The 11,638-nt window shown below is 51.9% G+C and carries 12 protein-coding genes; all 12 read right to left on the bottom strand.

The features are described from left to right. Window positions 1–16: 16 nt before the first annotated feature. A complete protein-coding gene (gene rlmH, locus DEALDRAFT_RS10960) occupies window positions 17–496 on the bottom strand; it encodes a 23S rRNA (pseudouridine(1915)-N(3))-methyltransferase RlmH (protein WP_008517422.1) in 480 nt (159 codons plus the stop codon). Window positions 497–505: 9 nt separating this feature from the next. Further along, window positions 506–670, bottom strand: coding sequence for a CxxH/CxxC protein (locus DEALDRAFT_RS16520; RefSeq protein ID WP_008517420.1), 165 nt, complete (start codon window positions 668–670; stop codon window positions 506–508). A 16-nt stretch (window positions 671–686) separates the two neighbouring features. After that, window positions 687–1,589 (bottom strand): metalloenzyme domain protein, encoded by a 903-nt coding sequence (locus DEALDRAFT_RS10955; RefSeq protein ID WP_008517417.1) that lies wholly within the window; start codon window positions 1,587–1,589, stop codon window positions 687–689. A gap of 117 nt (window positions 1,590–1,706) precedes the next feature. After that, complete coding sequence (locus DEALDRAFT_RS10950; protein ID WP_008517416.1) at window positions 1,707–2,864, bottom strand: S1C family serine protease; 1,158 nt, start codon at window positions 2,862–2,864, stop codon at window positions 1,707–1,709. Window positions 2,865–2,985: 121 nt separating this feature from the next. Further along, window positions 2,986–3,780 (bottom strand): MBL fold metallo-hydrolase, encoded by a 795-nt coding sequence (locus DEALDRAFT_RS10945; protein WP_008517414.1) that lies wholly within the window; start codon window positions 3,778–3,780, stop codon window positions 2,986–2,988. Continuing rightward, the gene (locus tag DEALDRAFT_RS10940; RefSeq protein ID WP_008517412.1) at window positions 3,773–4,390 is read right to left on the bottom strand and encodes a histidine phosphatase family protein; all 618 of its coding nucleotides are present in this window, start codon (window positions 4,388–4,390) and stop codon (window positions 3,773–3,775) included. Before DEALDRAFT_RS10940 ends, DEALDRAFT_RS10945 begins: the two co-directional genes overlap by 8 nt. 8 nt (window positions 4,391–4,398) lie before the next feature. Next, window positions 4,399–5,655, bottom strand: coding sequence for a UDP-N-acetylglucosamine 1-carboxyvinyltransferase (locus DEALDRAFT_RS10935; RefSeq protein WP_008517410.1), 1,257 nt, complete (start codon window positions 5,653–5,655; stop codon window positions 4,399–4,401). 129 nt (window positions 5,656–5,784) lie between these two features. Beyond that, window positions 5,785–6,633 carry a two-component system regulatory protein YycI gene (yycI, locus tag DEALDRAFT_RS10930; protein WP_008517408.1) on the bottom strand — a complete coding sequence of 283 codons (849 nt, stop codon included), beginning with the start codon at window positions 6,631–6,633 and terminating at the stop codon, window positions 5,785–5,787. Then, window positions 6,633–7,988 carry a two-component system activity regulator YycH gene (yycH, locus tag DEALDRAFT_RS10925; protein WP_008517406.1) on the bottom strand — a complete coding sequence of 452 codons (1,356 nt, stop codon included), beginning with the start codon at window positions 7,986–7,988 and terminating at the stop codon, window positions 6,633–6,635. Before yycH ends, yycI begins: the two co-directional genes overlap by 1 nt. After that, entirely contained in the window at window positions 7,973–9,784 is a 1,812-nt protein-coding gene (locus DEALDRAFT_RS10920; protein ID WP_008517403.1) for an ATP-binding protein, read from the bottom strand. The genes yycH and DEALDRAFT_RS10920 overlap by 16 nt, the downstream gene beginning before the upstream one ends. Continuing rightward, window positions 9,777–10,475 (bottom strand): response regulator, encoded by a 699-nt coding sequence (locus tag DEALDRAFT_RS10915; protein ID WP_008517401.1) that lies wholly within the window; start codon window positions 10,473–10,475, stop codon window positions 9,777–9,779. Before DEALDRAFT_RS10915 ends, DEALDRAFT_RS10920 begins: the two co-directional genes overlap by 8 nt. Before the next feature lie 98 nt (window positions 10,476–10,573). Beyond that, window positions 10,574–11,461, bottom strand: coding sequence for a peptidase MA family metallohydrolase (locus tag DEALDRAFT_RS10910; protein WP_008517399.1), 888 nt, complete (start codon window positions 11,459–11,461; stop codon window positions 10,574–10,576). Window positions 11,462–11,638: the final 177 nt, after the last annotated feature.

Genomic DNA, 11,638 nt, shown 5'->3' with positions numbered 1-11,638 from the left:
CCGTGTCTGGTTTTGGTTATTTATGGTAGGGTTCGCCGCGGTTTATTTTGTAGGCGCGGTAGATTTGTTCCAGGAGGATGAGGCGAAACAGTTGGTGGGGAAAGGTCATGGCGGAGAAGGAAAGGCGCAGATCGGCCATCTTTAAAAGTTCCCGGGAGAGGCCCAGGCTGCCGCCGATGAGAAAGGTGATGTGGCTTTGGCCTGTGGTGGCCAGTTTGTCCAGTTGGGAGGCAAATTCCGGGGAAGAAAGGTTTTTGCCTTTGATATCCAGGGCAATAATGTAGGTGCCCGGCTTAAGCAGAGCTTTGAGCCGGGCCGTTTCTTTGGCCTGAATCTGTTCTTCTTCCGCCGCAGAAGCGCCGTCGGGAGTTTTTTCATCCTTTACTTCCCGGATTTCCACCCGGGCAAATGGGCCCAGGCGTTTTGTGTACTCATCGATACCCATCTTCAGGTACTTTTCTTTGATTTTGCCCACGGTAAGAATCTGAATCTGCATTTTTTCCTCCTAGGTTAACAGGTACACCGGTGGTAGGGAACAATACAGGCAGTGAGCCGGCACCTTTTTTTCCTTTTGGTACTCCTCCAGGCGATGAAGGTCCGGGGATAGCTCATATTCATCTACATAGCGGTCAATGGCCTGTTCCACATGTTCTGCACACACTGCGTACATGGCAATACCTCCTGCTTCAGGATTGTTGTAATAACTCTAAGATCAGAGGAGTCACTTCGGTTAAATCGGTGATGGGCCGCAGTTTATCATGGCCGGCACCGATAAGGAGAAAGGGAACCGGGTTTCTGGTATGGCCGGAGGTGGTAAGATCCTCGATATTGCCGTGGTCACTGGTGATGATAAACAGTGTCTGTGACAAATCCAACTGTTTAAGGATACTGGCCAGAAAACGGTCGATGGTGGTTAAGCAATAAGCTGTTTTTTCCCGATCCCGTTTATGTGCCGCCATGTCGGTGAGGAAATATTCAAAGAGGAGAAAATCATGGCGGGCGGCATTTTCGGCCAGGATTTTTCCCGCTTTCTCCGGCGAAACGTAGGGCACATCAAAACCCATCTCCTGCAGCACTTCATTTGTGATATCGGAATATATCGACCTGCCTGCGGCCATGTCCGCAAAGGAATGAAAGGGCAGTCCGGCGTAGAGGTTCATCAGGGTGGTGGCAGAATAAAACCGCTCCCCGTTTGAGAGATCTGTAAAGAATTCGGGGCGGTAGCCGTTTAGAAAAACGGCTTTCTGGGGCAGTTCCAGCACCTTTTTTAATATGCCCTCTGCAGCCAGAATTTTACGCAGGGGCTCAGTGGGAAAGCCGCGGATGTGGCGGCCCAGTGCCCGGGCGGCATTTACCCCGGTAAAGAGAGTGGTCTGGCCGGTGGCGCTTTGCGGCAAGCCGGGCACACCCAGAGTGGCATCCAGGGAGTGCAGAGTGGCTTTTTGGGTCTTGGTACCCACCGCCTCCATTGTCAGGCTTTGACCGCCCAACAGCTTCTCTATACAAGGCATGGCCGTGGTGGCCAGAGGGTTATATTCATTTATGGGGCCAAGGCCCAAACCGTCAATAAAAAACAGGACAACCTGCATAACGTCTCCTTTACTAAATATAGCATCTAAAGTATGTTCTTTTTGTTATCTTAACACAGAGTGGAGAGAGAAAAAAGAAAGAAAGGACGGCTTTGGCCGTCCTTTCCAGTTTTTTGATTAATCCAGCTGTTCGGGCAGTTCAGCCAGGGTAGTATCAATGGTCAGCTCCTGGCCGTCTCGAATAATGGTAACTTCCACTTCATCTCCCACGCTAAACTCCTGTAGACCGTCACGCAGATCGGTGAAGTTGGTAATCTGCTTATCATCAATACGGATGATCACATCACCGCGGCGAATGCCCGCCTGCTGTGCAGGGCTGCCGTCAACCACGTCCTGAATCAGCACTCCGTAGTCCACAGGCAGGTTCAGCTGCTCTGAGAGCGACTCATCCACATCGCCGCCCCAATAAACGCCCAGCCAGGGACGGATAATGCGACCGTGCAAAATTAAGTCCCGGGTAATGTTTTTAACGGTATTGGCAGGAATGGCAAAACCCATTCCCTCCACGCCGGCGATTTTGATTTTGGCGGTATTGATACCAATTACTTCGCCGTTTAAGTTAACCAGCGGCCCGCCACTGTTGCCGTCGTTAATGGCGGCATCGGTCTGGATGAAGGTAAACTCATGTTCATTTATTTCAATCATCCGCTCTTTGGCGCTGATTACACCTACTGTAACAGACTGGGAAAAAGCAAGCCCCAGCGGGTTGCCGATGGCAATGGCAGTTTCCCCCACCGCCAGCTTGTCGGAATCCCCGAAGTGCGAAACCGCCAAGCCTTCCTTATCTATCCTGATAACGGCCAAATCTGTGGCCGGATCCGCACCAATCAGGCTGGCTTCATACTCCTGCCCGTCGGCTAAAGTCACGCTTAATTCCTCATGGTCTTCAATAACATGGTTATTGGTCACAATATAGCCGCCGGAATCTATAATCACTCCGGTCCCGGTAGCCCGTTCCCGCAAGATGGAACGGCCGTGAATACGGTCAAAAACCATGGCTCGGTTGGTAATACCTACCACCGCCGGCAGCACCTCTTCCGCCGCCCGTACAACGGCGGTGTTTTGATATTCCGGGCGGTCGCGGTCGGTATATTCTATGTCCTGATCCTGTTCTCCGGGAACAAATGAGTCCGGTGCAGTTTCTGCAGGTTGGGCAAAATTGACAAAAATCAGGCCCACCAGCACTCCTCCCAGGATTGCTCCCAAAAGTGCAACGATAAAAAGAGACAGTCCTGTCCGATTTCGGGGTTGATTAAACCCGTTGAAAAAGTCCATATAACCCCCCCTAACACAAGATTTATAAGCACACTATAACAGGAAGTTGTGACAAAAATATGAATCTAGAATAAAGATCAACTGCTATTCTGAAATTATACCCACCATAACAAGGGCCATACTAGGTTAGACAGATATGGCAGCTGGGGCCGAAACGACGGGCAACCTCTAAAGATATTGCGCGCCCCGGCTCACAGCCCGCCGTCGTCAGCTTTTCTCCAACGGTGTTAAAGGCCAGCTGCGGCAGATTATTGTGCTCACTTAGATGAGCCAGCACCACATGAGTTGTGACGGGACTGATAATATCGGTGAGAAAGTCTGCAGCATGGTGGTTGGAAAGGTGTCCCCGGCTGCTGAGAATTCTTTTTTTCAGGGGCCATGGATATGTACCGTTTTTTAGCATCTCTTCATCATGGTTTGCTTCCAGCACCAGGCAATTTACGTTTTGCAGCATTTGAAAAATGTCTGGAGTAATCATGCCCAGATCGGTGACCAGGGCTATGGATTTCTCTGCCTGGCGAAAGACAAAACCAACCGGCCCTGCCGCATCGTGGGGTATGGGAAAGCTTTCCACCGTTAAGTCGGCAAACTGCATCTCTCCAAAGGAGGGCAGGGTACGGCACATCTCTTCTGGAACAGGACCCATTTTACAGGCGGCGGCCTGCCAGGTAGGGCCTGTGGCATACAGAGGCATACGGTAGCGCCGGGCCATAATGCCGGCGCCACAGGTGTGATCGTTATGGTCATGAGATAAAAGCAGTGCATCCAGAGAAAAAGGGTCAACATCAATTTCCGTCAGGGCGGCGGCCAGCTTTTTACCGCTCAGGCCGGCATCTATTAACAGTTTTGTTTGCTCTGTTGCCACATAAATGGCGTTGCCGGAACTGCCGCTGGCCAGCATACATATTTCAAGCATTGGTTTCTCCCATCAAATGGCATTCTTCATTGAACCTGATTAACCGGCGGCGTCCGCCGCGCGCTTCCAGGACGGTGACCGCAGCAGAGGAAAAAGAAAAGGGCCAAGGTCCGGCAAAATCCAAACCGAGAAACTCCACCACCAGGGCATTTAAGTACCGTCCATGGCCCACCAGGGCCACGGTGCGGGGGTTGCCTTCATCCAGCAGCAGCTTCAGCCCCTGCTGCAGTCGTTGGCGAAAACTTTCCAGCGGCTCCTGCCCGGGGATGTTTACCCGGCGCAGATCTATGCGCAGCTCTGAAAAAAGAGCGGGATACCGCTCTTTTATTTCCGGCCAGGTCAGACCCTCCAACACACCCCAGGAATATTCCCTGAAAACCGGGGATACCACCGGCTCAAGCTTTAGCAGTTCTGCCGCCGGCCGGGCGGTGTGGATACTGCGGCTTAAATCACTGGTAAAAATCCTGCCCGGCTCAAACTGGGCCAGAAGCCCTGCCAGACGGCGGGCCTGGTCTTGCCCTGTGGAATTCAAGGGGCAGTCAATCTGCCCCTGAAAACGCTTTTCGGCGTTTGCCGTTGTTTGGCCGTGACGTGCCAAAAGTATTTGCATAACGCTACCTATTCAATTTCCTGAATCGATGCGCCCAGGGCATTTAATTTGTCACAAATCTTTTCATAACCACGGTAAATATGATTAATTTCACTGATAACGGTATCACCTTCGGCAATGAGCCCGGCAATAATAAAGGAAGCTCCTGCCCGCAGGTCGGTGGCCCGGACAGGGGCACCGGAAAGACCACAGCAGCCGTCAATTATGGCCGTGCGCCCTTCCACCTTAATACGGGCTCCCATGCGTTTTAATTCATCAACATGCTTAAAGCGCCCTTCAAATACATTTTCGGTAATAACACTGCTACCACTGGCCTGAGTCAAAAGGACCATGGCCTGGGACTGCAAGTCGGTGGGGAAGCCGGGATAGGGGAAGGTCTTGATATCCACAGCCTGCGGTGAAGCACAGCCCACAACACGAATCTGGTCATCGGTGACATCCACCGTCATATGCATTTCCCGCAGCTTGGCGGTGATGGGATCCAGATGCTTGGGAATCACGTCACGCAACAGCACATTTCCACCGGTGGCAGCGGCGGCAATCATATATGTGCCTGCTTCAATGCGGTCGGGGATCACACAGTGATCCGCGGGCCCCAGTTCGTCCACGCCGGTAATTTTGATTACATCAGTGCCGGCTCCGCGAATCTTGGCTCCCATGGAAGTAAGAAAATTGGCCACATCCACAATTTCCGGCTCTTTAGCTGCGTTTTCAATAATGGTTTTTCCGCGGGCCCGCACAGCAGCCAGCATAATATTGATGGTGGCACCGACGCTGACCACATCCAGGTAAACATTGGTCCCGGTGAGATGATTCGCTTCCACTCTGATGAGTCCATGCTCCACATCCACCTGGGCGCCCAGGGCTGCCAGGCCCTTAATATGCTGGTCTATGGGCCGGGGGCCCAGATCGCAGCCGCCGGGAATAGGCACGTCCGCTTTGCCGAAACGACCCACCAGAGCGCCGATGAGATAGTAGGAGGCTCGCAGTTTTTTTACCAAATCATAGGGTGGTTGCCAGCTCTTTAGCGTAGACGCATCCACCAGCAGGGTTGAACTGCTCTCCCACTGGGTTTTTACGCCCAGCGCGTCCAGTATATCCACCAGAATTTTAATGTCGTTAATCTCCGGCAAATTTTCTATCCGCACCGGTGCAGCAGTAAGAATGGCTGCCGGAATAATGGCTACGGCAGCATTTTTGGCGCCGCTTACTTTAACTTCTCCCTGAAGGGGTTGTCTGTTACCCTTAATAAGCAATTTGGGCATCTATTAGTCCTCCTGCGTGTGACTGTTAGTTGTCATAACTCCATACCATATCAGTATACAATACATTTCTGCTACTGAAAATATATATTCGTGATATAAATATGAAATTCCTGTCTTAAAGACAGTTTTTTACAAGGCGGAAGCTTCGGCTTCTCCGGTAAAGGCATTAATATACAGAGCGGAGCCATCATCGGCGGTAATTCGCCAAACAGGCACTATTTCCCAGCGCTCAGCGTCATATTCCGCGCTGAAATACCCCAGGGAGATATCGGTAATTTTATTTTCGCCAGAATCGGCAGATATTTCGATAAAGGCCTCCATGGCCTCCGCTGCGGAAATAACCTGTACTTCCTGCTCGCTAAAGCTCAGGGGATTAACCCGGTAAAAGTTAGCACCATATACAAAGCCATCGGCAATAAAAACATCAATTGTACTGAAAAATATGGGAAACCCCTGGTGCGTCTGCACATAACTGATGCGGCTGCCCTCCTGGGTGCCAAGGGGTTGCTGCGCATCCAAGGTTAAGTCATCGTACCAAAGCTGCCGCTCCCTCAGGAAACTATCGGCTGTCTGTGGAGATGTATCCCCGGAAGCAGCGCCGGTCTTATCGCGGCGATATATTACCTGGCCGTTGGGGGCTACCTCCACCGAGGCCTCACCGCTTTGAAATTTAATGCTGCCTGTTTCTGTCACCACGCCGGGCACTTCTTCATCCAGCAGGAGTTTAGCCCAGGCTGACGGAGGCTTTGCTTCCCGGGAAACATGTAAAAGGGCAAGGCGTGGCACCTCACGGGGGATGGCTGCCTGCAACTCATAGCCATGTTCCCGCAGCAATTGCCGGGCTGCTTCCACTTCTTCTGAGGTAATGACCTGTCCGGCCTGCAGAAACTGAGGGGTATACCAGAGGCGGTAACCCAAAAAAATATTTAGCAGCAGAAAGGCTATAATCAGAATGGTTTTTGCTCTGGAAAGATCCATTATTGCTCCTCCTCAATCCAGGTGAGAAAGCGGCCGGTGTGGCCGTGCATTACCGCCTTTTTATTGCCGGAAAAAGAAAATGTCCAAACCGGATGGGCTGTGCTTTGGCCGGCGGCCCTGCCAACAAAATAGGCGGGGTAGATATCTACAAGCCTTGCGCCGCCATGGTCGGCCTCCAGCCTTTCCGCCACAGTTTCTGCCAGTTCGCGGGGATCCAAAAGCCGGCTTTCCTGCCCCACCGGGTTGTCCAGTAAGGTGATTTGGCGGTTATAATGAATCACACCACGGTCTGAAAGGCGCAGGGAAACGGGAGGCTGGGGTGTAATCAGCGGCACTCCGTGCTGAACTGAAAACATAGACAGTGAATAGGTGCGCTGCTGACGCCTGTCCCAACTTAACTGAGGAGCCTCCTCCAACTGATTCAAATGCAGATGGTCGGGCCATCCGCCCATCAACTGCAGGTACTGGGCTGTTTCCCGCAATATCTGGGAAAGCTCCAGTGGTTCCTGGCCCGGTTCACTATTGGGGGAAGAATACTCCAGTTCGCCACGGGAAAAGAAACGTAACCCCCGTTGTCCGTCGGTATAAATAAAGGCGCCGTCCCGCTCCTCAATGCGTCGCACCAGAGCGGTGTCCACAAAAATACTGCGCAGCAGTTTTTCCGCATCCAATTCCTCCGGTACCGTAGCATAAGCTGCCAGGACAGGCATTTCCCCGGGCAGCAAAATAACCTCTTCTTCAGGTAGGTTTAACGCCTCCCAGGACTCAGCTTCGCTGGCCACATATACTGCTGCCTGAGAAAAAGTTTCCACAGTCTCACTTTCCCATTCCGGCGGCAGAGCAGGCAGTTGTCCTTTTAGCCATTCTCCCGCCACGTCCCTGTACCAGATGTACTCCGGCTCGGCAGCCAGCCAGGCCGCCTCGGTAATCTGTAAGTCTGCGGAGGCGGCAGAGGACAACCAAAGGCCGGGAGTAGCGGGCACGGCAAACTCAGCGGTAACAACCCTGCCGGTCAGCTCCGGCGCTTCTTCCTGCTGCTGCGGCAGCTCAGAGATGCGCATCAAATCCAGCATCAGGCCCCAGGCCTGGCGGTGTTCATTGTCCCAGGGAAACAGTATCCGCCAGGTGGTCTCTTTCTCTTCTTCTTCTTCTTCTTCCTTTTCTTCTACTTCCTGAAGACGCAGTGTAGGAAGATTTTGTTCCGTTACGGGGCGCATTTCACCAAATACCAGCTGCTCATAAGCAGGCAAGGCCGCCGTTTCCAGTGCGGGCTGACCAAATAGCAGCCTGCCGGTCAGGCCAATGCTTGTGAGAACCAAAATTAATAAAACCAGCGTTTTTATGCGCTCTCGCATGCATCCGCCCCTCCTTCATCCGTTGTCAGCGGCAGGCTTATGGTAAATTGGGTGCCCTTTTCCGGCTCACTGCATACGGTAATACTGCCGCCGTGTGCTTCCACAATTTCACGGGCAATGGACAGTCCCAGTCCGGTTCCGCCAAAATCACGGGACCGTGCCTTGTCCACACGGTAAAAACGGTCAAATACCCGTTTAACATCCTCAGGTGGAATACCTATGCCGTCATCGGCTACATGGATTACAGCCTGGTCTTCAGCCACTTCCAGTGCAATCCGGATTAAACCGTGTTCCGCCGTATACTTAAAGGAATTCTGAATGACATTAATCAAAACCTGTTTCATTTTGTCGCGGTCAAAACAGTGCCAGACCGTAGTCTCAGGCAGTTCCACCGTAACATGGCGCGGTTCTTCCTGAAATTTAACGCGCAGTTCGTTGACCACTTCACTCACCAGTTCATTTAAAGGAAGCTTTTCCTTCCGCCAGGCCACCTGCCGGTAATCCAACTGGGAGAGCGCCAAAAGATCCTTTACCAACCGCACCATCCGTTCCGTTTCCTTTTCCATGGTGGAAAGAAAAGACAGGCAGGTCTCAGGCTCATACATGGCTCCGCCCAATAAGGTTTCGGTATAACTTTTCATGGTGGTCAGCGGTGTACGCAGTTCATGGGAAACATTGGCCACAAATTCCTGTTGGATGCGAATCAGTTCCCGTTCTTTGGTGACATCATGGAGAACAATAAGCACTCCGGAGAGAAATTCGGTATCGGTAATTTCATCCTGGGTATGGAAGGGAACATAGCTGGCAACAATCAGCTGCTGGTGGGGCTGCAGCATAATCTCACGGCTTTCCTGCCGTCCCGTATTTAAAATGGCCGCCAAATCCACCGGCGCCACCAACTGTCCCAGTACTTCCGCAGTAGGTTCACTCTCTTCGTTTAAATCCAGGAGTCGGTGGGCAGTGGGGTTGACATGCAGGACCTGTCCGTCCCGGTTCAGAGCCACAATGCCGTCGGTCATATGATTGAGGATAGCCTCCACTTTTCCCTTTTCCGAAGAGATTTCCCTTAACGTGGCGTCAAGCTGGCGGGAGAGGTAATTAAACATCTGGCCCAACCGGCCGATTTCATCCTGGGAATGGATTGTAATACGCTGCCGGAAATCACCGTGGGCAATTTGTGCTGCCTTGGAGGTAACCTCCTGAATAGGGCCTGTAATGGTCTTAGCCAGAAAAAAGCCCAGCAAAACCGTGACTCCGATGACCAGTACCGCCCCTGTTAAAAAGATAAACTGGATTTCCCGCAGTGTGGCATAAATGGGCTCCAGTGAACCAATCAGATATACCACACCCAGCGTTTTTTCACCGGAGCGGACAGGCAGAGCAAGATATTTGACCCGTTCCCTTGTTTCCGGTTCCAACCGTATTTCTTCGCTGCGGCTGCCGGTAAGAGCCCGGGTTATTTCTTCCTGAAAAATTCGCTGGCCCTGCAGCTGCTCTTCAGGGCGGGAGGAGGAAACAACCCGGCCAAAAGCATCCAGGACCATAATATCGGTGGTTCCCGCATAACGGGAGTACTCCAATACCAGGCCGTCAATGGAACCGTCGTCATCGCCGCCGGCCAGATAGCGTTCCACAAAATTGGCCAGTAGTAAACCCTGGGATTCCAGGTTTTCCGCATACGTATCCAGATAGTACCGCTCCAGGGACTGGGTCAAAAACACGGCGAAAAACTGCATGGCAAAAAGAATCAGCAGAGAATAGATAAAGACAATTTTCCACTGAACGCTTCTAAACATGATCTTTTCTCCTGATGAAATACCCGGCACCGCGCTTGGTGCGAATATAGCGGGGCTGACTGGGGTTTTCTTCAATCTTTTCCCGCAAACGGCGAATAGTGACATCCACTGTTCGCTCATCACCGTAGAAATCATAGCCCCACACTTCAGATAGCAGCTTCTCACGGCTGATAACATACCCCGCGTTGCGCATCAGGTACACAAGGAGCAGATATTCCCGGTAAGTAAGATCAATGTCTACACCGTTTTTGCGGATTTCCATCCTGCCGGTGTCCACCTGCAGGTCATCACAGATGAGAAACTCGCCGCCAGGCCCTTTGGCAGCTTGTGTGCGGCGCAGTTGGGCCTTAACGCGGGCCAACACTTCACGGGCGGAAAAAGGCTTGGTCACATAGTCATCGGCACCCAGCTCCAGGCCCAGCACCGTATCAAGTTCGGTATCCTTTGCTGTGAGCATAATAATGGGAACATTGCTTACCCGCCGGATATCGCGGCAGACGGCAAAGCCGTCCTTTTTGGGCAGCATAATATCCAACAGAACCAGATCAGGCGATTCGGTCTGCATCAGGCGGGTAGCTTCCTCGCCGTCATAGGCCACCACCACGGCATAGCCTTCCTGCACCAGGTTGTAACGCAGGATTTCCGCAATGGGCTTTTCATCATCCACCACCAAAATCTTTTTGCTAAGCACGGCCACACCTCATCTGTTAGTTAGTACCTATTACTTCGTTTAAAAGAGTTTTTTTCCTGCCTGGACCCCGATAGTGCAAAAAGCGCCTGATAAGGCGCTTAGTTTTTTCCATCTTCTCTGACCCTGAACCAGCGGTCATCTTCCCTATGCCACTTTTGCCAGCCGTTTATAAATTCTTCTCTGTCCAGGCCGTACACCTGCTTTAGGGCCTGATAAAAAGGTGTTTGCTCTCCCAGCACATCAATAAAACGGTTTAGGCCATCCACGCCTTTCAAATGCTCCATGTATGTCACCATACTCAGACCCTGCCGATAGGCCAGAGCCTGATTTGGCAGTTCATCAAAGCCTTTGTCCAGTTCATCCAGAGAGTACAGGGTATTGGCCAGCGAGCTTCCCGCTTCCAGCCATTCATAACCCAGCACCTGATATTCGACTATTTGGGACAGTCCTTCACTGAACCACCGGGTGTAATTTCCCCGGGTACGCAAATCCAGCACAAAATGGGTGTACTCATGAACCAAAGGGCCCTTCTGCACAAATTGCTCCAGCCGTTCTTCTTCTCCCACCCAGTCCCAGGCGCGGGGAGTAAGGATTTTAACTGTATCTGCCAGGTATACTCCTAATGCTCCCGTACCGTCACTCCAGCCAAAAACCTCCTGAAAAGTTTCCTGGTCGGGGACAACCACCAGCCAAGGTCTTTTTGTTCCGGATTGGTGAGGTAAAATGGCGGCCACCTGCTTTACCGCCGCATCGGCTTCCGATCCCAGCCAGGCAGCTATATCCTCATCTTCCGGGCTGTAGCGCAACTGAAAATACTCGGTCTCCAGTGCCGGCCACTGCACATAGTGTCTGCGGGCCGAGACCGCCACAATGCCCTGCCAGGCAGTGTGCAGCAGATTAGAAAACATTGGACTGGTAACCAGCAAAAAACAAAGCGCCACCACTGCCAGGCGCATTTGATGGCGTTTAAGTTGGACTCCTGCCATGGTATCCCCTCCCCCGTCAATCCTTCATTTTCATCATAACAGATTTATGCCGACTCTTCATTGGAAATAGCAGGCACAAAGAAGATAAATTTAGGCAAAAAAAATAACGTGGGGTGCCACGTTATTAAAAGAAAAATATATTAAGAGGGGGTCAAACTTATTTTCATTATACAGTGC

The sequence above is a fragment of the Dethiobacter alkaliphilus AHT 1 genome (genome assembly GCF_000174415.1).
GTDB classification, from domain to species: domain Bacteria; phylum Bacillota; class Dethiobacteria; order Dethiobacterales; family Dethiobacteraceae; genus Dethiobacter; species Dethiobacter alkaliphilus.
The sequence above is the reverse complement of the archived record's forward strand: the minus strand, read 5'-3'. Positions and strand labels throughout refer to the sequence as shown.